The 22,357-nt window shown below is 59.4% G+C and carries 19 protein-coding genes; 9 read left to right on the top strand and 10 right to left on the bottom strand.

Features of this window, described 5'->3' with window-relative positions; all coding sequences use genetic code 11:
• The coding region (gene hybO / locus AB5Y85_RS03160; RefSeq protein WP_368221191.1) for a hydrogenase 2 small subunit at nt 1-948 on the bottom strand (948 nt) is incomplete at its 3' end.
• Between the two features lie 1,232 nt (nt 949-2,180).
• On the opposite strand from hybO, the gene AB5Y85_RS03155 reads away from it, so the two are divergent.
• A complete protein-coding gene (locus AB5Y85_RS03155; RefSeq protein WP_257688044.1) occupies nt 2,181-3,248 on the top strand; it encodes a diguanylate cyclase in 1,068 nt (355 codons plus the stop codon).
• A gap of 50 nt (nt 3,249-3,298) precedes the next feature.
• Here AB5Y85_RS03155 and AB5Y85_RS03150 read toward each other — a convergent pair whose 3' ends face one another.
• The 4 genes from AB5Y85_RS03150 to AB5Y85_RS03135 are packed head-to-tail and all read right to left on the bottom strand — an operon-like array spanning nt 3,299 to nt 8,429.
• Nucleotides 3,299-4,435 (bottom strand): glycosyltransferase family 4 protein, encoded by a 1,137-nt coding sequence (locus tag AB5Y85_RS03150; protein WP_257688045.1) that lies wholly within the window; start codon nt 4,433-4,435, stop codon nt 3,299-3,301.
• Nucleotides 4,436-4,447: 12 nt separating this feature from the next.
• Nucleotides 4,448-5,719: a glycosyltransferase family 4 protein gene (locus AB5Y85_RS03145; RefSeq protein WP_257688046.1), complete on the bottom strand. Its 1,272-nt coding sequence runs from the start codon at nt 5,717-5,719 to the stop codon at nt 4,448-4,450.
• Nucleotides 5,716-7,122 carry an O-antigen ligase family protein gene (locus AB5Y85_RS03140; RefSeq protein WP_257688047.1) on the bottom strand — a complete coding sequence of 469 codons (1,407 nt, stop codon included), beginning with the start codon at nt 7,120-7,122 and terminating at the stop codon, nt 5,716-5,718. Before AB5Y85_RS03140 ends, AB5Y85_RS03145 begins: the two co-directional genes overlap by 4 nt.
• Nucleotides 7,110-8,429, bottom strand: coding sequence for a lipopolysaccharide biosynthesis protein (locus AB5Y85_RS03135; RefSeq protein WP_368221188.1), 1,320 nt, complete (start codon nt 8,427-8,429; stop codon nt 7,110-7,112). Before AB5Y85_RS03135 ends, AB5Y85_RS03140 begins: the two co-directional genes overlap by 13 nt.
• Before the next feature lie 299 nt (nt 8,430-8,728).
• Here AB5Y85_RS03135 and AB5Y85_RS03130 point away from each other — a divergent pair, with 299 nt between their 5' ends.
• The 4 genes from AB5Y85_RS03130 to AB5Y85_RS03115 are packed head-to-tail and all read left to right on the top strand — an operon-like array spanning nt 8,729 to nt 13,708.
• Nucleotides 8,729-9,484 carry an acyltransferase gene (locus tag AB5Y85_RS03130; RefSeq protein WP_108588154.1) on the top strand — a complete coding sequence of 252 codons (756 nt, stop codon included), beginning with the start codon at nt 8,729-8,731 and terminating at the stop codon, nt 9,482-9,484.
• Nucleotides 9,481-10,680 carry a glycosyltransferase gene (locus AB5Y85_RS03125; protein WP_368221185.1) on the top strand — a complete coding sequence of 400 codons (1,200 nt, stop codon included), beginning with the start codon at nt 9,481-9,483 and terminating at the stop codon, nt 10,678-10,680. The genes AB5Y85_RS03130 and AB5Y85_RS03125 overlap by 4 nt, the downstream gene beginning before the upstream one ends.
• Entirely contained in the window at nt 10,677-13,223 is a 2,547-nt protein-coding gene (locus tag AB5Y85_RS03120; protein WP_257688050.1) for a hypothetical protein, read from the top strand. The genes AB5Y85_RS03125 and AB5Y85_RS03120 overlap by 4 nt, the downstream gene beginning before the upstream one ends.
• An 11-nt stretch (nt 13,224-13,234) precedes the next feature.
• A complete protein-coding gene (locus AB5Y85_RS03115) occupies nt 13,235-13,708 on the top strand; it encodes a hypothetical protein (RefSeq protein ID WP_257688051.1) in 474 nt (157 codons plus the stop codon).
• Here AB5Y85_RS03115 and AB5Y85_RS03110 read toward each other — a convergent pair.
• Both AB5Y85_RS03110 and AB5Y85_RS03105 read right to left on the bottom strand, forming a co-directional pair.
• Entirely contained in the window at nt 13,686-14,132 is a 447-nt protein-coding gene (locus tag AB5Y85_RS03110; protein ID WP_257688052.1) for a hypothetical protein, read from the bottom strand. The genes AB5Y85_RS03115 and AB5Y85_RS03110 overlap by 23 nt on opposite strands.
• Nucleotides 14,119-14,886, bottom strand: a complete 768-nt coding sequence (locus AB5Y85_RS03105; protein ID WP_257688053.1) for a hypothetical protein — start codon at nt 14,884-14,886, stop codon at nt 14,119-14,121. Before AB5Y85_RS03105 ends, AB5Y85_RS03110 begins: the two co-directional genes overlap by 14 nt.
• 157 nt (nt 14,887-15,043) lie before the next feature.
• Between AB5Y85_RS03105 and AB5Y85_RS03100 the strand changes: the two genes are divergently transcribed.
• On the top strand, nt 15,044-15,889 hold the full coding sequence (locus tag AB5Y85_RS03100) for a DUF1194 domain-containing protein (protein WP_005333391.1): 846 nt from the start codon (nt 15,044-15,046) through the stop codon (nt 15,887-15,889).
• A gap of 144 nt (nt 15,890-16,033) precedes the next feature.
• Here the strand turns inward: AB5Y85_RS03100 and AB5Y85_RS03095 are convergent, their stop codons facing one another.
• The 3 genes from AB5Y85_RS03095 to AB5Y85_RS03085 form a co-directional block, all read right to left on the bottom strand.
• Nucleotides 16,034-16,462: a hypothetical protein gene (locus AB5Y85_RS03095; RefSeq protein WP_257688054.1), complete on the bottom strand. Its 429-nt coding sequence runs from the start codon at nt 16,460-16,462 to the stop codon at nt 16,034-16,036.
• Between the two features lie 147 nt (nt 16,463-16,609).
• Nucleotides 16,610-17,257, bottom strand: coding sequence for a hypothetical protein (locus AB5Y85_RS03090; protein ID WP_257688055.1), 648 nt, complete (start codon nt 17,255-17,257; stop codon nt 16,610-16,612).
• Nucleotides 17,258-17,596: 339 nt separating this feature from the next.
• Entirely contained in the window at nt 17,597-19,012 is a 1,416-nt protein-coding gene (locus AB5Y85_RS03085) for a GNVR domain-containing protein (protein ID WP_257688056.1), read from the bottom strand.
• A gap of 264 nt (nt 19,013-19,276) precedes the next feature.
• Between AB5Y85_RS03085 and AB5Y85_RS03080 the strand changes: the two genes are divergently transcribed.
• From AB5Y85_RS03080 to AB5Y85_RS03070, 3 genes are read left to right on the top strand one after another with little or no spacing between them, the layout of a single operon-like run.
• Nucleotides 19,277-20,332: a glycosyltransferase gene (locus AB5Y85_RS03080; protein ID WP_257688057.1), complete on the top strand. Its 1,056-nt coding sequence runs from the start codon at nt 19,277-19,279 to the stop codon at nt 20,330-20,332.
• Nucleotides 20,333-20,363: 31 nt separating this feature from the next.
• Nucleotides 20,364-21,557 (top strand): glycosyltransferase family 2 protein, encoded by a 1,194-nt coding sequence (locus AB5Y85_RS03075; protein ID WP_101530770.1) that lies wholly within the window; start codon nt 20,364-20,366, stop codon nt 21,555-21,557.
• On the top strand, nt 21,554-22,189 hold the full coding sequence (locus AB5Y85_RS03070; protein ID WP_257688058.1) for a sugar transferase: 636 nt from the start codon (nt 21,554-21,556) through the stop codon (nt 22,187-22,189). The genes AB5Y85_RS03075 and AB5Y85_RS03070 overlap by 4 nt, the downstream gene beginning before the upstream one ends.
• Nucleotides 22,190-22,357 lie beyond the last annotated feature (168 nt).

Genomic DNA, 22,357 nt, shown 5'->3' with positions numbered 1-22,357 from the left:
GTTCTCGACCTTGGCGAGCTGGAAGATTCCCTTGCTAAAACCGACCCCCTGCTCGTTGCAGCCATAACAGGGGTGACCGATGCCGACCGGCCAGATGCCGCCGCCCACATCGCAGAACTCCAGGGTCGAGCAGTTGCCATAGGTCTCCGGCCCTTTGCAGCCCAGATGGTAGAGACACCAACCCTGACGGTGACCCTCATCACCAAACTCCTTGGCAAAACGCCCTGCGTCGAAGTGCGGACGACGCTCGCAGTTCTCGTGGATCAGCCGCTCATAGGCAAACAGCGGACGCTTCTTGCTATCCAGCGCCGGCAGCTTGCCGTAGGTGATGTAGTAGGCAACCGTGGTGAGGAAGTTGTGGGGATTGGGCGGGCAGCCCGGGATATTGATGATCGGGGTGCTGATATTGCCCAGCGCCTCTTCCAGACTGACAGCGCCGGTCGGGTTGCCACCGCTGGCAGGCACACCGCCCCAGGCGGCGCAGGAGCCGATGGCGATCACCGCAGCCGCGTCGGTGGCAGCACGGCGAATATGGTCGACGATAGGCTCACCGGCCACCATGCAGTAGACGCCACCATCTTTGAGCGGAATGGAGCCATCCACCACCAGCACATACTTGCCTTTATAGCGCTTGATGGCGTTGTGCTTGTTCTCTTCCGCCTGATGACCAAAGGCCGCCGAGAGCACCTCGTGGTACTCCAGCGAAATGGTGTTGAGGATCAGGTTCTCGATGGTGGGGTGGGTGGCCCGCAGCAGCGATTCGGTACAACCGGTGCACTCCTGCGCCCCAATCCAGATCACCGGCGGCCGTTCGGGGCTGGTGAGCGCAGTGGCCATCTTGGCGACGGCATGCTGACTTAATCCCAGGGTTGCGGCCATCCCGGCACACAATTTCATAAAATCACGGCGATTAATCCCATGAGCCGATAAAAAATTATCCTCGACCATTCTTCTTATTCCCGTAGTGAGCACTTGTTTGATAAATGCTTAATAGCGGAAATGCTAAGGACTCACCCACCCTGCAGTATTGATCTCTATCAATTTCGACCGGCTTACCCCTATTTTCATAGCGAGCCACATCACAAATTAAATTAATTACCCCCAAAGAGATATTTAGCAACTCCGTAAATTTTATGAACTTAATTGGATATTAAATAATTAATCACCGCATATCCTCTCTTTCACTGTAAGCCAAATTAACATGATTGAAATCTTGGCTATACCGCTCATTTCACAATACTGATGCCCACCAATAAATGATCCATTGAATATATCTTTACTCATCTCATTACATATTCCATACACTCATCCACGGAACAACCTCCTGACTTGCCTCTCCACACCAGAACTGTCTCACGGCCAGCTACCACCGGTAGCAAGCACGGCCTGCACGGCACGATTTACCTGCTGTCGCTTGATATCTGCTTGCATCTTGCCTGCGCTGCAGGGCGATGATTGCTTCTGCTAACCCACACAGTACAACCCCGCTTGGCCTCCCTGATGTTTAACACAGCTAATGAAAAGATGCCGCCGAGGTATGCATATCAGTATGACCTCCCCCACTCTTTATTGTCTTGGATGCTGGTGAGTAAAATATCGCGTTCACGGATATGTTTACGCATCATCGTGAATCTGCATTCAAATTAATGGTGAGAGAAAAGGCAAGGTGGAAGGCTGCCTGCAACATAGTGATCATATTTAACTCGCGATGCATTCGCTCATCCGGTTACAGATGTTACCGCCCACCTTCACACTATTTACCTTCACGTCACCCTGCGTAATTAACCAGAGCGTAAATATCCATCTCCATCGATATAGATGATAATTATTCTTGTTCAACTGCAGCAAAAAGAAATGAGCGGGGATGATGATGAACATGACAAACGATAAGGGTGTTAATCATCAGCCAAGCAGTGGCTCCAGCCACTACCTTGCCTGATCGAACTCGAACTCGTTGACAGCCCAGCTCACCTCGTGAAATGCAGCCCGCAGCGGCCGCCGTTGCAGAGAGAAACCTCCCCCTGACTGCCTCTGATAACCACGCCATGGAGCCTTGTTTCTGGCTGGCCCTACGGACACTTGCCAAGTGCGGGAATTGAACAAAAAAACGAGAAAAATCAAGATAGATAGCCAATTAAAATGACATAATTGACTATAGTTCAATCGAACGTTTGAAAAACATGACCACTTCACATGGACCCAGTGCAATGACCACTGAACGGGAACAGTTGATCCGCTCACTGTTTGATGAGTACATCGAGCTGTATTCATCACGGGATGATCGGCTCACCACGCGGTTTAGCGACAATTTCAGCGGCTTTGCCGGCAGCAGTGATGTTCTGGTTACCGATAAGGATGAGTGGATCCGGATAACCCGCCGCGATTTTGCCCAGATCCCGGGCAGGATCCGCCTGGAAATACTCGATGTAACCCTGCAAGATCTGGCCGCTGATGTGGTGGCGGTCACCGCCTTCTTCCATATCCATCTACCGAAATCAGAACCTATCCTCTCCCGCAGAACCGCCAGACTGGTATTGATTTTTCGACACGAAGCCATGGCGTGGAAAATTGCTCACAGCAGTATCTCCATCCCTTACAGTGCGGCTCGGGAAAGCGAAATTTACCCGATGACCAGTCTGGAGGAGCGCCAACATGAGCTGGAGCTCATTATCGAGCTCAGAACCAGGGAGCTGGCGGAAGCGAACCGGAAACTGGAAGCGCTCAGCAATACCGACGGGCTCACCAACATCGGCAACCGTCGTCTGTTCGACAACTCATTGAACCAGGCCTGGGAGCGCTGTATTCAGACAGAGATGCCGATTGCGCTCATCATGCTCGACATCGATCATTTCAAGCAGTTCAACGACCTCTATGGCCACGTTGCCGGTGACGAGTGCCTTCGATTGCTGGCCCATACCCTGGCGCAATCCGGGCGCCGCTCGGGGGAGTTGGTGGCTCGCTACGGCGGAGAGGAATTTGTCATCCTGTTGCCACATGCCGAGCGTCAATCCGCCTATGAAATTGCCCAACATATCCAGCGGCTGATTTTTGCACTCGCGCAGCCACACGCACAAAATGCCACCGGTCTGGTGACCGTTAGCATGGGTGTTGCCTGCCTCAGACCATCGAGTCACTGGCAGCCATCTGAACTGGTAAAACTGGCTGATGCTGCGCTCTATACCGCCAAATCATCCGGCCGTAACTGCATCAGAGTGGCGGAGTCACCCAGCCTCCCGCAACCAGTCTGACCATAAGTCCCTCATACACCCCCATCCTCCCCGTGGGGAACCACTGCGCGCTAACCATGCACGGCAAGGCTCAACGCATCCCATCGCAACATACCTTCCCACTGATCCAGTGTGCTTTGATAGGTATCTGCCGCGTTGTAATGGACCATGGCATGCAGGCGGGCATGATGGCCAAGTCGCTTGACCACGTCGGGCATGGCATTGAGGCTGGCCAGCACCCGCGCCAGATCGCCGGGATCGTTTGGCTGATATTTGCGGCAATTCACGTCATCGGTGAGGTGTCGATCCCACCAGGCGCCATCGGCCGGGATCACTACGCATAATCCTGCAGCCATGGCCTCCAGAATGGAGAGGCCAAACGGTTCCTGATGACTGGTGGAGACAAAAATGCCGCATCGAGATCGGATCTCGTCAAGATTGGCGGGGTTGGCATACCAGTGTGTATCTGGCAGCTGTGGCTGAGGCTGGCTGCAGGGTTGCAGCGTGCCCTTGGGCTGCAGATAGCACACCATCAGCTCGGGGCGAGCGTCAGTGATCAGTTGATGGGCGGCCAGCATGGTCTCCAGCCCTTTCCAGCGCAGCAACGAGGCCGCCCACAAAATACGAGGCCCCCCCAGAGTCGCTTTGGGCCAATCAATCTCGCTCAAGCCGTTGGTAAATGGCTGCCAGTGTGACGGGAACTCGGTCTCGCCAAGCCGGGCCAGCAATGCCGCCAGGGAGCTGCGGGTTGATTCGAGATAAAATACAAAACTCGCCCGTTGCAATGCTCTGGCAGATAGCCCCGAGCACCCCACAGGGCCGTGGATCAGCTGAACCACCCGGCACCGCAACCAGCGGGCCGCCCAGTAACAGCAGAGATCCACCCCAGGCCCGGACGCCGCCACCAGGCACTTCACCTCCCCCAGACGCAACACCAGCCAGAGGATGAGCAGGGTCTGCCACCCCTGTTTGAGCAGATAGCCGATGCCGGACTCCCGCCCCTTCAATATGTGGGGCAGCCAAAGGGGATGATGCTGGCAACGGGGCCAGGAGTCGGGATCCTGGGTCAACACATGGCATGTGAGCCCGGGCATCCGTTTGGCCAACTCATCGAGCAGCACTTCGGTCGCAACCTTTGAGCCCCCGCGAAACGGGATGGGATCCACAACGATGACCTTTCCGAACACCGGCTCAGTTTGCATGCTCATCTTGCTGCTCCCTTACTCTGGTACCTTGCGGCGGCCAAACCCCAACTGCACTTTTTGCGCCACTCTTGCCATCCCACTCGCCAGCATATTGCGCCCTCTGGCAAGGAGTCGTTGCCCCGCCCAGTGAATGAGTGGTCGGAAGGGTGTGGGGGCCGTGGCGTGCCAACGACCAGCCAGCGCGGCGTCCCACACCGCCGTGACCCCGTCAACGTAGCGCGCCACCGTGAACAACTGTGCGGCACGCAGCTCAGCGGCCCGCCCCATTTCACATCGGCGCTGCGGATTGCTCAATTGCCGCCAGTGATCAGCCATCTCGGCCCAATCCCCCGGGGTTGCAAGCAAGCCAGTCACTCCCTCCTCCACCACTTCGGGGATGCCGCCCACTCGGTAGGCACTGACCGGAAGCCCCAACATGCCCGCCTCCGCCAACGTCAGACCAAACACCTCCTCACGGGCTCCGGAGACCAGCAAATCCACCCCGCCTCGCAAGATAGCGGCACTGTCTGGTCGCTCGCCGAGAAAGTGGACCCGCTCGGCCACACCGAGCTCGACAGCCAACGCCACCAATGCTTCCCGCTCCGGACCGCTGCCAATGATCAGCAACTGAGCCTCCTCCCCCGATGCCATCAGGGCAGCCAGCGAGCGGATCAGCAGATCAATCCCCTTGCGTTTGATCAATGAGCCGACGGTTGCGATGATCATATCCCCCGGTGGCAAGCCCAGCATGCCGAAGACCGGCCAGTGAGCACCGCCATTCAGGCGAGCGGCATCCACCCCGTTGGGTACCCGGATCAACCGATCGGCCGCGCAGCCATCCTGGCGCCAACCGGTCAACACCGGCTCGCTCACCCCGATCAGCACGCTTGCCTGATGAACCCGCAGGCTGAACCTGTCTCTGGGCTGGTAACGGGCATGGAGGTGGCACACCAGCGGTACCTGCAACGCCCGACAGACCCCCACCAGCCACTGACAAGGGGCCGCGCTGTTGGCATGCACCAGCCCAATCTGCCGCTCGGTGATGAGCTCTCTGGCTCGCCGGGAGAGGCGCCGATGGGCCGCAAGATCAAAACGTGGCGCCTGCCATCCCAGCAGCAGGCTGAACGGCTCGACCATGGTTTCTACCTCGAGGGTGGCCGCCTCTGCCGCCAGCATCGGACTATTGCACCAGAGCAACGGCGTAAACCGGCTGCGATCGAGGTGGGCCAGCAGATCCAGCAGGCAGCGTTCGCTGCCGCGGATCCAGTCCTCTCCGTAGTGAACCAGCAAAACAGGGGTTGCGTTCATCCTCTTGCTCCCTTTGGTGGCACTGCCGGCAACCGGGTTGCCTCCTGATGATCCGCAGCGGTGGCCTTCACCTCTGTGGCCGCCTGCTGCACGTACTTGATGGCGGCGACGGCCAGCGCCAGCTCCAGATAGATGGGCCAGGTAAAGCCCTGGGTCAGGAAGGATCCCGAAATCACAAACCCCACCATGCTGGCCATCACCCCCTGCATTGCCGTGATCACTGCAGGAGGCATACCAGCAAGCTGGCAACGCCAGCAACTGCGCAGGGCCACCGTCACCATGCCGATAAACAGCGCCAACCCGACAAAGCCGGTTTCAGCCAGCACCCCGAACCAGGTGGAGTGCACCGCATGATTAAGCCCATCCCAATGGGGGCTGTAGAAGAAGTAGTTGTAATAGAAATTGGACAAGCCCACCCCCACCAACGGATGGCCCAGCGCCATGCCCCAGGCCGCTTGCCAGGCGTAGATCCGCCCCATGGCCGAGGCATCGACCCCACTCTCGGCGGCGCCGCCAGATGCCCGGTCGCTGATCCCGGCGGCGGCAAAGAGCACTACCAGCGCGACCATCCCCATCGAGATCAACAGGGTTTTCGACTTCACTCGCTGCCAGGCAAACAGGCCGCTGACCGCACACACGCCAAGCAAACCGCCGCGGCTCTGAGTGGCGATAATGGCGGCCGCAGTCAGGACAAAACCAAACCCCCCCAACAAACGCCCTCCTACCCCATTGCCCTGATTGAGCAGCAAGCTCAGCGAAAAACCGGCAGGAAAGAGCAGCACCAGCGCCAGATCGTTGGGATCCCCCAGCACAGAGCCCAGCTCGCGCCCTATGGTCACCCGGGTCCCCTCCACCAGCCCGATCCCGCTCGCCTTGTTGTAGAGGGCCACCAACGCCACCAGACAGCCCGCTACCACGAAGGTACGCACCGCCAGCGCAAAATCCCCTGGGGTGCGCACCAGCCAGGCGGTGGCCAGGGTCATCAGATAGATCTTGCTGTAGCTGCCGGTCCAGGTGGCGATCGCCTCGCCCCGGTTGCTGGCAAACAGCACACCGATGGAGACCATCACAAAGAAAGCCGTCAGCCAGCTCAGCGCTGGACTCCAGTAGGGCTTGATCCGGCCGGTCAGCAAAATGTGCCAGACCAGCGCGCCAATGGCGGCCAGCGAGAAGAGCAGCGGGATTTTGAGGGGATAGAGCTGGGGGAACACCTCATGCAGTCGAAAGAAGGAGAAGGTGACAAACCCCAGTACCATCAAGAAGGGCCAGCGCAGGGCAAACCAGATGGCGGGAATGGCAAGGCCGAGCACCGGCAGCAGCAAGGGATGGGGCAGCCGCCACCAGATCAGGGCCAGCACCAGACAGATGGCGCTTGCCCAGATGGCCGGCGTTAGACGAGCCATGATCCTGCCCACCATTGGCCGAGCCAGACCATCGCCAGCGCCCCGAGCGAACTGGCCCAGAGGGTCGAGAGGCGATACGGCAGCGGCAGCAACCGCTGGCTCACCAGATAAAAGGCGAGCGCCCGTACCAGATAGACCAGCAGCAGGGTCCAGATCACCCCGGCGACCCCGAAGGGGGGGATGGCGAGCAGAAAGCCTGCGACCCCAAGGGCGCTGCAGCCCAGATTGATCACCATCTGGGCGTTGCTCTTCTCGCCGCTAAAGCAGCCGACATTGAGCAAGTCCGAGACATTGCGCACCGCCATACCCAGCACCAGCAGCGGAATGTAGGCGATCGCCCCGTGATAGCTCTCCGGGGTCAGCCAGCGAATGAGCAAGGGGGCGGTGAGCCCGACAATCCCCGCGGTGACAAACCCCAGCACCGACCCCATCACGCTGTAGTGGGCATTGAGTCGCAGTCCATCCGGCTCGCGCAGCAGCATGAAACGGCGGGGATACCACCAGAGGGCAAAGGGTTGCAGCAACAGCCCCACCGCCAGCGCCAGCTTGCCCGCCACCGCGTAGTAAGCGAGCAGCGCCTCCCCCACCACATCGGCCAGCAGCCAGCGATCCAGTCCGCTCAGGGCAAAACCTGCCAGCCCGCTCACCACCAGGGGCAATCCATAGCGCAGCAGCGGCCGATAGTGCTGCCAGTCAAAGCGGATCCCGCTATCTCGCCATTGCCAGAGGCTCAGCAGCAGCGCCAGAGCGATGCAGGTGAGGGTGCCGGAGGCCAACACCCCGCTCACGCCCCAGCCGAGCCAGAGCCACCAGCCAGTCAGCAGGGACTGGATCACCGCCTTGCCTGCGGTCGCCACGAAAAAGAGCCGGGCCTGATTGCGCATCCGCAGCCATGCCAGTGGCACGCCGATCACCCCTTCAAACGGCAGGGCGCAAAGCACCCAGCGCACATCCGCAAGGCGGGATTCCACCGGCAGCCAGGCTTGCACCACAGGTGCCAGCAGCCAGAGCAGCACCAGACTGGCCAGGGCGATCAGCCAGACCAGACCAAACATGCGGGCCACCACCTGCTGACGCTCCTGCTCATCTTTCGCCAATCCGGCAAAGCGGTAGAGGGCATCTACCAGCCCGAAGCCCAAAATAAGGGAACCCAGATTGATGAGGGTCAGCAGCACCTCCAGCTGGCCGTATTCACGAGGCAGCAGCTGATGGGTCAACACCGGCAGCATCAGCAGGGAGATCCCCTTCATCAGGAGCAAGCCGCCGGCGTAATAGAGCATGGCAATCTGGTTCACACCAAGTTTCATAGGGCCTCCCAGCCACCCGAAGCATCCTGCTCCAGGTCAGCTACCGCTAATGCAAAGCCCACGCCACTCACTCCCGCCCTGAAGCGATAGCCCCTCTGTGCGGCTTAACCGGCCTGAACAGGCCCAGAATGAGACTGGCATTTGCGTTTTGCACAACGCTGGCTGCAAATTGCACCGACCGGCGCAATCTGCCCCACCTCTTAGCCCCATTTGGCCCGATCTAGCTGGGGCCGTCCTGTTGGCCCGATCCCTGCTTTCTGCTTAGCGAGCAACGGACTGCACCAGAGGGAGAGGTCGCCATGAACACCATCAACCTGCACCGGATGAAAAGCTGGGCCAAACAGGGGGAAACGCCACTGGCTCGCCGGGTATGGCGACTGGCCAAAAGTGCCCGCCACTGGTCATTCCCCGTGATCCCTCCCCTGCATCGGCTGCTTTATCGGCTCTATCTGCTGGGCAGCAACGCGCTGGCAACCCTGACCCGCACCCTTTGGTGGACCCCCTTGTTTCAATCTCGCCTGACGGCCCCCGCCCCGCGCCTCTATCTCTATGGTGGCATCCCCTATATCAGCGGTCCGGTCACCATCGAAATCGGTGCCGACTGCCGCCTCAGCGCCGCCATGACCATCAGCGGCCGGGCATCGAGCCAGACGCCAAGGCTGGTCATTGGCCGCAATGTCGGCATTGGCTGGCAGACCACCCTGGCGGTGGGCAGCAAGATAGTGCTGGGGGATAACGTCAGAATTGCTGGCCGTGCCTTTCTGGCGGGCTACCCGGGGCACCCGGTCAACGCCCGCGATCGCGCTCTTGGCAAACCTGATCGCGATGAACAGGTGGGGGCCATTGTGCTGGAGCAGGATGTCTGGCTTGGCACCGGGGTGATGGTGATGGCCGGTGTCACCATAGGCGCCGGCACCATTGTCGCCGCTGGCAGCGTCGTCACCCGGGATCTGCCCGCAGGTGTGCTGGCAGCGGGGGTACCGGCCACCGTACTACGCCCCTTGCAACCACAGGATCACAGCGACCCCGCACACGCTTCGGAGACCTTTGCATGAAACCACACTCACTGCCGCAACTGGTGGTGCTGGGCGAGGATTGGGGCCAGCACCCCTCCAGCACCCAGCACCTGATCAAGCGTCTGTTGCCCGATTATCAAGTGCTCTGGGTCAACTCCATCGGCATGCGCTGTCCCCGCTTTACCCTTCATGATCTCACCCGCATCGTCCGCAAACTGGGGGCCGTGCTGCGCGGCGCGCGCCATGCTGGCGGCCAGTCGGTTGCGCCATCAGAGGTCAGCAGCCCCCGGGTTCTGCCGCCGCTCGCCTTGCCGCTGCCGGGCAGTCGGCTGGCGGGCAAGATCAATGGCCACTGGCTGGCGGCGCAGATCCGGCGCCAGTTGCCCGAGCTGGATCGCCCCTTGCTCTGGATCTCCCTGCCCAGCGCCGTCGATCTGATTGGCAAGCTCGAAGAGCGGGCGGTGATCTACTACTGCGGCGATGACTTCTCGGCGCTGGCGGGAGTGGATCATCAGGCCATTGCCCACTGCGAGGCCCGACTGGTGGAAAAAGCCGATCTCATTCTAGCCGCCAGCCCCGCGCTGGCCAGCCGGTTTCCGCCCCATAAAACCCGGCTCCTCAGCCACGGGGTGGATCTCGAGCTGTTTATGCCCCCCAGAGAACGCCCGGCGGATCTCCCCTCCGGCCGCCCCATTGCCGGATTTTACGGCAGCCTGAGCGACTGGATTGATATCCCCCTGCTGGCAGAGACGGCCGCCGCCCTGCCCCATTGGGATCTGGTGCTGATTGGCCCGGTCCAGACCGATATCTCCCCCCTCAAGGGGCTCCCCAATATCCATCTGCTGGGGCCCCGTCCCCATCACACGCTGGCGGCCTATGCCCAGCACTGGCAGGTGAGTCTGCTGCCCTTTGTCGACAACGCCCAGATCCGTGCCTGCAATCCATTGAAATTGCGCGAGTATCTGGCCGCAGGACGCCCCATCGTCAGCACCGATTTTCCGGCCCTCGATGGCTATCGGGATCAGATCCAGCTCCCCCACGATGGGGAGAGCCTGGCCGAGGCCATCAACCGGGCCGCCTTTGATCAACCCAATCCGGGCTGGTTTCAGGAGAGTGGCTGGGAGGGGCTCACCCGCAGCGAAGGGCGCCACACGCGCCAGCAGCAGGTGGCCCTGCAAAGCTGGGATCACAAGGCTGCCGAGCTGAGCAACTGGTTGAAGGGGCTGCCCGGATGAGCAGAGGGCTCTGGCTGGTTATCCTGCTCTGCTGCCATGCAGCAATAGCCGCTATCCGGCTGGAGGGGCAGACCCCGCTGCCCCTGACGGGTAACCAGACACCCCAGCGGCTCGATCTGAGCACCCACAGCTGGCCAATAGGCAGCGATGATGAACTGGTGATCGAGGGCCATAATCCCAGCGCCCGCCCGCAAACCCTGATCCTGCGTATCGACGATGAGGCCTCGGTCAACTACCGCAGCCGGGTCAATCTGGAGCGGATTGTCGCACCCGGCCCCTTCACCCAGCGCTTTGCCTTGAGTGAGTGGCGCACCAGCCAACCCAGAGCGCTGGCGCTGGACAAACTCACCAAGCTCTATCTCTTTATGGCCGATAACGCCCCCTCGCTGACCATTCACCGCTGGTACTGGGAGCCCGGTCTGACCCTGCCTGAGGGCACCATTGCGCTGGATCTGGGGGCCTCCACCGCCCCCCGCTTTACCGGCTTTGAAGCCCTGAGTCCGGGGGATCCCCGGCTGATTGGCCATCCCACCCCCATCTTGCGCCCCTCCGGCGATGCCCTGGTGCGCGATGGGCTTCGCAATCTCGACGGAGTGCGACTGGACCTGGCCAAGGGGCGCTACCAGCTCACCCTCTGGCTCGATGACCCCGGTGAATGGGAGTATCTGCCCCACCCCTTCGAGCGCAGCGTGCTGGTCAATGGCGAGCCCATCTGGGCCGAGCAGTGGCAACCGCAGGAGTGGCTAACGCAGCGCTATCTGGCGGGACAATCTCGCGAGGCACTGCCAAATCCGGATCCCTGGCAGCTGTTCGGGGCACGACAGGGCGGCCCCGTTCATGTCACCCTGAACCACCCAGGCGGCCCGCTCACTATCACATTGGTGGGCCACTCACCGGATGCCAAATACCTGGCAGGGCTACTGCTTGCCCCCTATCCGGCCAGCACCAGCAAAGAGGCTCACCCGAATAGCGGAAAAGATCGCGCCGTATTGGCCGACGCTACCGCAATCGTGCTGACCAAGCAGCGCCAGCTGTTTTTGGAAAAGTGGACTCTGGCCCCCTATTCCCCAACCCCAGCCACAGCCCCTGCTTCGCAGCAATTGAGCCTCACGCCGATTACGGATGCCGCCCCCACCCTGCAGATCGCCCCGCTATCTGCGGCCGATGCGTTGAAGCAGGCTGCACAACCGGTGCTGGCCGCCCGTGGCAGCCAGCTGCTGATGGAATTTGCCATCCACGCCACCACCGACGATCCGGCCCCCTTGCTGGTGATCCAGCCCCCCGAGCAGGCAGGATCGCCGCTGGCGCTGACCCCCTATTACGGCAAGTGGCATCTGGTTCGCCCGCAGGCGAGCGGCACCCTGCTGGCCCCCTCGGATCAGGAGCTGGTCGAGGGGATCGCCGGACTCACCCTGCTGGCAGGCGTACCTCGGCGTCTGGTGCTGCAAATGACCGTCCCACGCGATGCGCCTGCCGGTCACTATCTGGGCAATATTCAGCTGCTGAACCAGCAGCAACTGGTGCAATTGCCGCTGACTATCGAGGTGCTGCCGCTGACCCTGCCCGCGGCCAGCAAGCCGGTCGGCATCTATGTAGAAGCGCCCCCCTATCTGAATTGGCTAAGCCCCGACCCCGAGGCGCTAAAAGAGCAGATCGCTGTGGCCAGTCGCTGCGATCTGCAGCGGCTCGCCAAGCTCGGGATCAGCGGCCTCTCGCCCGCCCTGCCACAGGATGAAGCGGGGATGCGGGAGATCATGGGAGAAGCGGCCGGGCTCGGCTTTGTGCCGCCCCTGCTGGCCTATACCCCGCTCAAACGCTGGGGGAGCGACCCTGCCAGCCAGATCGAACAGTGGCAAGCGCGGCAACAGGCACTGACCGCCAGCGGCTTGCCCCCGCTGGCATGGAGCCTGTTTGATGAGCCGGATCTTGCCACCCTGCCCGCCATTACCAGCCTGGCGCGGGAGATGAAACGGCGGGATCCGGCGGTGATCCGCGCGGGCCACTTCAATCATCCGGGTCAGGCTGGTCTGCTGGCAGAGGTGGAGATTGCCCTGATCAACGCAGGCTTTGGCGCCGACAAGGCCGATGTGGCGCGGGTACGCCAGCACAAGGTCACCCCCTGGTTTTACAATCTGGGCACCCCGAGAGCCGCCGGGTTCTATCTGTGGCAGAGCGGCGCCGAGGGCTATTTGCAGTGGCATGGTCGCATGCCCACCGCCCTGCCTTATGACCCCACCGACGGGCGGGAGAGCGACTTTATGCTGCTCGGCCCGCAAGCCTGCGAGGCGCATCGCCTCTCCCACGATCTGTTGCTGTTGCAGCAAGCCATCGAAGATCTGCGCTGGCTCGCATGGCTGGAGCAGGAGGCCCGCTATCAGGTGGATGCCGCCCTGCTGCTGGAGCGCCTGCGCGATCAGCTGCCGACCCGCTGGCAGGTGGCAGAGCAACTGCCCTCTGCCGCCTGGATCCAGTGGCGCCGCGAGATTGAACAACTGGCCAAGGGATTGAAAACATTGCAAACTGGTGCCAACTCATCCTCCTGAAGTGACTGCGTATGGCCAACCAGATTCCCCGCTCCACAGCAAAAGACAGCGCCCTGCGCTGCCTGTTGCCTCTGATGCTGCCGCTGCTGCTCACCGGTTGCGCCCGTCAGGAGCCGGTCAATGAGACCCTGCCGATCCTCAACCAGTTGCGGGAACAACAGCTGGCCGAACAGCCCCAACTGCAACTGCAGTACCAACAAGCGGAGACACAACTGCCAGCGGATCAGGAGCAGCAGTTGCATCAGTTTTTGGGACGCAAGGATCCGGCACGGATTGCGCTGATAAGCGGCCCCGGGTTGCAAACCGACATGCTGGAGAGTGCGCGGATGGCGAGCGTGCGGCTGACCGCACTCACCCGCTTGCTGGGAGCTCGCGCCATTGAACTGGAGCCCCGCTATGACCCCATGCTGGCCCCCAATACCTTGCTGATCCGCATTCTGCCAAACGGTGAACCGGGGTCAGTCACCCCAGCGGCGGCGCAATAAGGTCAATGCAAGAAGTCGGCAAGGCCACCCGATAGAGGGGATAAGGGGTCAGCCCCCACAACTTGCGCCAACCCTGGGTCAGACGGTACGAGAGCAGCGGCGGGCTCTGGTGCAGCTCGCCTAAAAACATCACCCCCTGACTCATCCCTTCACCCGCCAGCGTCACTGACATCGCCTCCCGATCCGGCGCCACCAGCATGGCCTGCAGCAGGCCGTCACAGCGGGGATGGGCCAGCTGATAGCTGACATAGGTGCCGCCCAATACCGGCGTGGCCACCCGCAAGCGCCAGCCCAACTGGACCAGCTCCATTAGCATGGGTTTGGCCCCCTCATTGATCGCCCGGTTCTGATAACGCCAGCCCATGGCGGCAGCACTGAGCAGCGCCACCAGCAACAGCAACAGATATCCCCTAGATAGACGCATCACGGCGCCCCCGGATAAAGAGAATGGTCATCACCAGCAACATGATGGCCCACTGGTAGAGCTGGGCCAGCGAGCCGGTATGCAGCCAGCCGTACCAGCGCAGATCCAGGCTCATCAGCACCAGCCGCAACTGATTGGCACCGATATAGAGCAGGCAGACCAGCAGCAACATGGGCCACTGCCGGTAGAGTGGGCGCTCCGGCGCCAGCCAGCAGCAGGAGACCAGCCAGGAGAGCACCACCAGATAGAGTTGAGAAAACGAAGAGCATCCCTTGAGCACAATCAGGGCATGGCCCCCCAACCGCTCGATGCGATTGCCATCAAGGCGAGTCTCCCAGCCCAGCAGCTGCAACCACTGGCCCACCCCCCAGGCATCGAGCGCCAGCACAGGGCCGGAGAGCAGGGCAAACACCTGCTGCCCCCACAACACCGCCACGGTAAAGGCGAGCACAATCTGCAACACCGCCCGCTCATCGCCACTCTGATGACGGCGCCATAGCGAGGCCACCAGCAGCAGACAGGCCAGCGCCTTGCAACTGGCGCTGGGGATCAGGATCAGCAGGATAAAGAGGGCGAGCGCCAGTGGATGCGGGCGCCAGCTCGGTGCAACCCGCAATGCAATTTGCCACCAGATAGCAATCAGCAACACCACCAGCAGGTTGAAGTGGCCCATATTGAGCCATACCATGCCCCACTGATTGGCCAAACCAAGTAGCAGCCAGTTAGGTGTCCACTGCCAGGGACGGATCTCCATCGCAACTCCTGCCGGTTATCAGCGCTTTTGAGTGCTGTCGCAAGTTCCATGCCTGCCCGGCCTCACCCGGATCAAGCCAAGTCAGAGGATGCAACAAAGCTGGCACGCTTTATTCATTCCCCCTGCTGGCACTAGCGCCAAGGAGAAGGAGTGGGCAATGAAACTCAAACCGTTGGCAGGGCTGCTGGGGATGTTGTTGGTAACCTCCCCCGCATACGCCTTGACCGAAGTCGATACCGAACTGCAACTGCTGATGGATGTGTCGGGCAGCGTCAGTTCATCGGAATTCAATCTGCAATTACAGGGCTATGTGGACGCCTTTTACAGTCAGGATGTACAGAGCGCCATCCTCGACACCAGTGGCGACAAGCTGGGGTCCATTGCGGTACAGATGGTGATGTGGAGCGGCTCGACCCAGCAGAGCGTGATGACTGACTGGTTCCACCTCTACGATATGACCTCCATCAACAACTTCGCTGCCACCCTGGATGCCCTGGTCCGCCCCTATGCGGGGATGACGGCCCCCGGTTCGGCCATGGCCTTTGGTGCCCAGCAGTTTGATACCAACAACTACACCGCCGCCCGCCAGGTGATGGATGTGTCGGGTGATGGTATCCAGAACAACGGGCTGGATACCTCCACCGTACGGGATCAACTGCTCGCCTCCGGCATCGATACTATCAACGGCATCACCATAGGTCAGGACTATGCCGATGGGGTGTTGCAAGAGTGGTATGTGGAGAACGTGGCGGGCGGTCAGGATGCATTTGTCATCAACGCCACCACCTTCGCCGACTTTGGCAATGCGCTGGAGCTCAAACTGGCGGCCGAAATTGAGGGGGGCATTATTCCGGAAGGGGCACTGGCCGCCCCCATCGAGGAGATCCCGCTGGCCGCCCAGCTGCTGCTCGGTATGCCGCTACTGCTGGCCTGGCGCTATCAACGCCGAACTCAAGGCCGTCCGCAGCAAGCCAACTGGCAACAATCGCCAGCTATCGGCTAGTTAATCACCCCGTGTGTTGCGATTAGGGAGCTATGGCTCCCTGATTTTGGCGAAGTCATGGCAAGATGGACCATAAGGTCTGAAAACACTACTCGTTGACAAATATTTTCTCTTGAGGTGCTTGTTATCTTTAGGATAACACTCTCAAATTTTGCTTTGTATTGCTAACGTAATTAAAGCCGATGACACACCCACAACAATACTAATAAATGCAGTAAACACTCTCTCATTTCGCTTCGTTCTCAACTCATCAAAATAAAGCTGAGTTTTAGCTGTCATAGTAAATATCTTATCTGTATATCCTTTCTTACCATTTTGGTTATGGAAATTATTAACCTTTTTTTCACCAGATGCTTTTGCATAAAGTATTGATGCAAGTAATCGTTCTTCATATGGCTCGCCTGATGAGCAGCGAATCTCACAAGCCACATATCCACTAACAATAAGGCTAGCTAAGGGAAAATAATCGCGATAATCACCATGTTTAGATTCTATAAAAGAGCTAAGATCTTCAAGACTAGCTTCACGGTTAGTTATTACACTTCTAAGTAACTTATGACCACTTGATTTCAAAGAACCTCCTTAAACTAAAAATATAACATCACCTTAAGTAAGGCAGAGACGTAATATAAAAATAACTACATTACGCTTTAGTCACTAAAAAACTGTAAACTGAACACGCCATGTACATTGAGTTTTTTGAATACCTTCTCATGAAAATTATTTCCATTGTTCTTCATGCCTTAAATTTACAGAGTAGATTTCCTTAAAGCTGTCAATAGCATCGATATAAGGCCATGCATCAAAAACCATAGCAATAGAATCTATAGCCGATTGATAAGCCCACAAGGCAAAGGCCTTAGTATTAACGACTCGCTCCCAATCGAAAGGGGCATCGGAAACTTTGAAGCCATTCGAACGTAATTTATTTACTAATTTCTTTTCCTTTGGTTGTAATGAGATACCATTTAGAGAAATATTTATTGTTGATGCTTTAGGGTGAGTTAATTCATTTCTAACATCTATGACAATTTGTAATCTTTGGATTGGCTTGGTAGCTTTAACATTGAAACCACTACCTTTAAGTGCACGATAAGCAATATCAAATTTACATAGTATTGGCTTTCGCTCAGCCTTTTCAAGGTCAACAGCCATTCGTACAAGAGGATTTTTTAATCCATGTTTATGGGCTTTGTACCCATTACCAATTTGAACAATTTCGTTTAAAAAAGCCTCAACAGCCGAGATTGATGTTGATATAGCTGATAGACCATCTCTGTTATAATCATCTATTCTAGAAATTAAACGCCGCGTATCATTAAGTAATGCAGGCGCTTTAATCATATATGCGTGTGCAGATTGATTCATTTTTCTCCTTTTTCTAACAGGAATTATATGAAAAGAGTTATTAACATGTTGGCAGTTTTTCCATCTCATACTGCCCTTCCACACATCATTAATAACAAAAAGTTTAAATAATAACCATGTTGTGATTTTCGCGTATGAGGCCAATAATACCAAACTGGTTTCAGTTGTATCACTCGGTAAAACCACAGTCAAGAAAGGGAAATAGAAAATGCTGCCGTTATCCTCTTTTATCGGCCTGCCGCGATGTTTACTCCGCCATCTGCACGATATAAAGAAGGCCTTATCACAAGGCCTTTTCAGAAATATCCAGATTCAGGCTGGTAGCCAGCTTTACTGCAATCAACCCGGCTCTGGTGACATGGGCAGCACCTGCCCATCCAGCGCATGATCACTATTGGATGGATAGTCCGGCACTGGCTCGCAGTAGGGAATCCGGCTTAGCACCGGCGCCTTGACCAGGGCGGCCAGCTGATCGGAGCGGCGCAGGCTGGCATCCGCCAATTCGGCCACCAGTGCCAGACCGCAGCCGAGCCCCAACCCGCCAACAATGCCCGCCAGCAAAAACAGCCAGAGCGGGTAGTTGCTCGGCTTGCTGGGGGCGAAGGGTTTGTCGATCACCTTGATCCGCTCTCCCTGCTCGAAGTTGCCCAGATCGCCGGTCACCTTGGCCTTCTCATAGCGCAGCAGCAAATCCTGATAGAGGGTGCGTTTGACCGCCAGATCCCGCTCCAGCTCGGCGAGCTGGCGCTCGGTATCCCCCTGGGAGTCGACCACCCTGTCCAGTCCATCCAGCTGACTCTTCAAGCCGGCGGCGTTTTGCTCCGCCTCCGTCAGCTGCGTCTGGGCCAGCTGCCACTCGGGCCCGCGCGCCATATCCGGCTGGGATTTGAGCTGCTCAAACTCCTGCTGCAACTGGCCAATCTGATAGCGCAAACTCTGCACCTTGCTGTGCTCGTCGCTGTAGCGGGCCCGCAGCAACACCAGCTCGGTGCGCATCAGTTGCAGCTTCTCATCCAGTTGGCGGGCCAACTGGCTCTCCTGCCCCTGCGATAGCTGATCGACCCGGGCCTTGGCCTGCTGCAGGGTGATCAGGCTCTCGGCATAGCGCTCCTGCAAGCCATAGAGACGGGCGACGTTGGTACTCTGCTGCTGGGGCAAGGCGTTGGCATGCTCCCGTTTAAAATCGGCGAGCAGCTGCTCGGCCTCTTGCAGTTCGCTGCGGCGGCTGTCGAGCTGGCTTTGCAGGAAACGTTCGGACGATTCCGCCGACTGGCGCCCCTTGCTAAGCAGGTTGAAGAAAAAGCGCCGCGAAATAGCTTCGAGCAAACCGGCGCTGTTGGCCGCCGAATCCGCTTTGACCTTTATCTCGATCACCTCATCGCCGATCAGCCGCAGCGAGACGGCACTCGAGAGCCAATCCATGATGGCATCGCGCTGGGCTGGCGGGGTCTCGTCATTGACCAGACCGCGATCCCGCGCCACTCCATCGAGCACATAGCGGCTGCGCAGCAGGGCTTCGAGCACCGCAAAGCGATCCTTGAGACTCTCCTGAGTGATCAGATCCTTGAGGGTCGGGGTCTGGTTGGCATCTTGCGGCACCATAAAGGTGGTGCGGCTCTCATACTCCTTGGGGGTGAGCAGACCCACCGTCACGCCTACCAGCGGCATCACCAGTACCGGGATCACCAGCAGATAGCGACGGCGCCAGGCGGCAAAGAGAATGATGTAGAGGTTGTAATAGAACTGGACAGGCATGGCATCACTCCCTGAGAAAAACCCTCACCCGCACGATGCAAAGGCAGTGCCACCAGAGGAGCTGATCGCCTCTGTGGGCAGATCGCAAGAGTGGTACAAGATTCGCATTCTCCCGCTATCCGGGGTGTTACCCCTTCCCTTGCCGGAGCGCGAACCATGTTGTCATCAACCCCGTCGCACAGACCCCATCCCCACGGGAGCGCCAGCGCCCAGCCCGTCTTACAACCTGTCTTACAACCTGTTGTTCAACCTGTCGTACAAATCGTGCAGCACCTGCAGCCCGGCGGGCTGGAGACCATGGTGCTCAACCTCACTCAGGCGAGCCCTGCCGAGCAGCCGGTGCATATCATCTCCCTCGAAGGGCACAAAGGGGATGTACTAAGGGCGTGGCCCGCCCTGCATCCCTTTGCTGGCAATATTCACTGTCTGGAAAAGCCCGCGGGCTGGTCGCTGGCGACCCTCTGGCGGCTCACCCGACTGCTGCGCCAACTCAAGCCCGCCGCGGTACATACCCACCATCTGGGGCCCATGCTCTATGGCGGCCTCGCCAGTCGGCTGGCCCGGGTGCCCACCCTGGTACATACAGAGCACGATGCCTGGTATCTCGATGATCCCCATCAGCGCACGCTGGCCCAGTGGGGGCTGCGCGCCTTCAAACCCATTCTGGTGGCCGATGCCATGCCGGTAGCCAACCAGCTGCTGGCCAAGCTGGGCCAGCTGTCGCCAACCGTGATCCCCAACGGCATCGATGAGCGGCGCTTTGCCCCGGGCTCCGCCGCCCTTGCCCGTCAGGAGATGGGGCTGCCGCAAGGGGTCAAGTTGATTGGCTGCGCCGCCCGCCTTGAGTCGGTCAAGGGTCACACCTTGCTGCTGGAGGCGATCCGCGCCCTGCCGGAGGAGGTGCATCTTGCGTTGGCAGGGGTCGGCAGTTTGCAAAATGCGTTGCAACAACAGTGTCAGCAACTGGGGATCGCCCATCGGGTCCATTTTCTCGGGCTGGTCGAAAACATGCCGCGCTTCTATCAGGGGCTGGATCTCTTCTGCCTCCCCTCACTGGCGGAGGGGATGCCGCTTTGCGTGCTGGAAGCGCAGGCGTGCGGGGTACCGGTGGTGATGAGCGATGTGGGGGCGGCCAGAGAGATCGTCTGTCAGGCCAGCGGCCATATCCTGTCGGAGCGGGATCCCGACCGCCTTGCCCAGCTTCTGGCACAAGGGTTGCTGCAGTGCCATAGCCTGCGTGCCGTCACCCGTGAGTTTGTGTGCCAGCAAAGCAGCTTGAGCCGGATGGCTCAGGCCTATCAGCAGCTTTACAGCCGCTGATCAAGCGACCCGATGACCAGAGGAGCATCCCATGGAATGGATCATGATCGTGTTCTGGCTGTGCGCTGTACTGGTGGTCTACCACCATGTCGGCTATCCCCTGCTGCTCAAATTCGGTGGTCGGCAGGCACGCAAGGTAGCCAATCCGCCGCGCCCTCTGGATCGAGGGTTCAAAACAGACGCCACCGATGAGGCGCTGCCGACCATCACCCTGCTGATGCCGGTCTACAACGAGGCGGCGACCATCGCGGCCAAGCTGCAAAACCTCGCCAGCCTCGATTACCCCGCCGACAAGCTGTGGGTGCATGTGCATTTCGACGGCTGCAGCGACAACAGTTACCCCATTGCGCTGAGCCAGCTCGGTGATCCCGCCCTGCAGCAGTTGCAGATCAGGCTGTTTGATCACCCCCGCAATCGCGGCAAGGTCACCGTGCTCAACGAGGCCATGACCCGGGTGCACAGCGATCTGGTAGCCCTCACCGATGTCTCGGCCCTGCTGCCCATCGACAGCCTGCTGCTGGCGGTCGCCCATTTTGCCGATCCCAAGGTAGGGGTGGTCGGGGAAGCGTACCGCTTCTGGCAACCGGGCTCCCAGGGCGAGGAGAGTTACTGGCACTATCAAAGCCAGATCAAGCTCTGCGAATCGGCCCTTGGCGGCATGCTGGGGGCCCACGGGGCCTTTTACATGATGCGCCGGGAGTGCCTCACCCCGCTGGCTGCCGATACCATCAACGACGATTTCATCCTGCCGATGCAGGCCATCGCCAAGGGGTATCGGGCTGTTTATGACAATCGCTGCACCGCACTGGAGCTGGAAGTTTCCAATGCCGCGCTGGAGGCGACACGGCGCAAGCGGATCGGGGCAGGCAACACCCAGCAGCTGTTGCGGTTGCTCCCCCTGCTGCACCCCAAGTTCGGCTGGGTTGCCTTCAACTTTGCCAGTGGCAAGGGGCTGCGGGTGTTGATGCCGCTCTGCCTGACCCTGCTGTGGCTCTGCGCCATCCCGCTGGCCACCCAATCCCTGCTGTTTCAGCTGCTGCTGGGGCTGCAACTGCTGGGGTATCTGCTGGTCATCCTGATCCAGCTGACCCCTGTGCACCCCTGGCCCAATCTGTTTCGCAAGATCCACTATCTGGTACTCGGACACTGGTACAACGGCATGGGCACCCTGCGCTACTGCCTGCGCGCCCCCATACGTTTCATGTCACAGGAGAAAGCCGTATGACACACCCCATTCCAAGATTGACCCTGGTGGTCAAACGCAGCATGGATCTGCTCGGTGCCACTCTTGGCCTGCTGCTGACGCTGCCACTGTGGCCGCTGATCATGCTGGCCATCCGGCTCGATAGCCCGGGGCCTGTGTTCTTTCGTCAGCTGCGGATCGGGCGCAGCCACGCCACCCATACCGAGCTCTTTTTCATGATCAAGTTTCGCACCATGCGCGCCGACGCCGAGGCGGCCACCGGGCCAGTCTGGTGTGGCAAGGGGGACAGCCGGATCACCCGCAGCGGCGACTTTCTGCGCAAAACCCGGCTCGATGAGCTGCCGCAGTTTATCAATGTGCTCAAGGGGGAGATGTCGCTGATCGGCCCCCGTCCGGAGCGACCCGGGATCGCCAACCGGCTGGAAGATGCGGTGCCGTACTTTATCGAACGCACCTATGAAGTGGCCCCCGGCATTACCGGTCTGGCACAGGTCAATCAGGGTTACGACGAGTCGCTGGATGATGTGCGCAGCAAGCTGGCGTTCGATCTGGCCTACTCGGTCGCCCTGCTCCACCCCTGGCGCTGGCTAGTGCAGGATGTATATATCATTGGCAAGACGATCGCCATCATGGTTGGCAAAAAGGGGCGCTAATCCCGCCGCACCAACCTCAACCACACCTCGAGACCCTCAGGCCATTGCCACTGCAATGGCCTTTTTTATGGCGCTGTCCCGTCCTGAATATGGTTTACACCTTTCCCCCCAATAAATGGAGAGCCCGATGGGACAAGGTGTGAAACGGACACAGCGCGATTACTCGCT

The sequence above is a fragment of the Aeromonas sp. R3-1 genome (assembly GCF_040908345.1).
Taxonomy (GTDB): domain Bacteria; phylum Pseudomonadota; class Gammaproteobacteria; order Enterobacterales; family Aeromonadaceae; genus Aeromonas; species Aeromonas veronii.
This window is presented reverse-complemented; position numbering and strand designations above follow the sequence as displayed.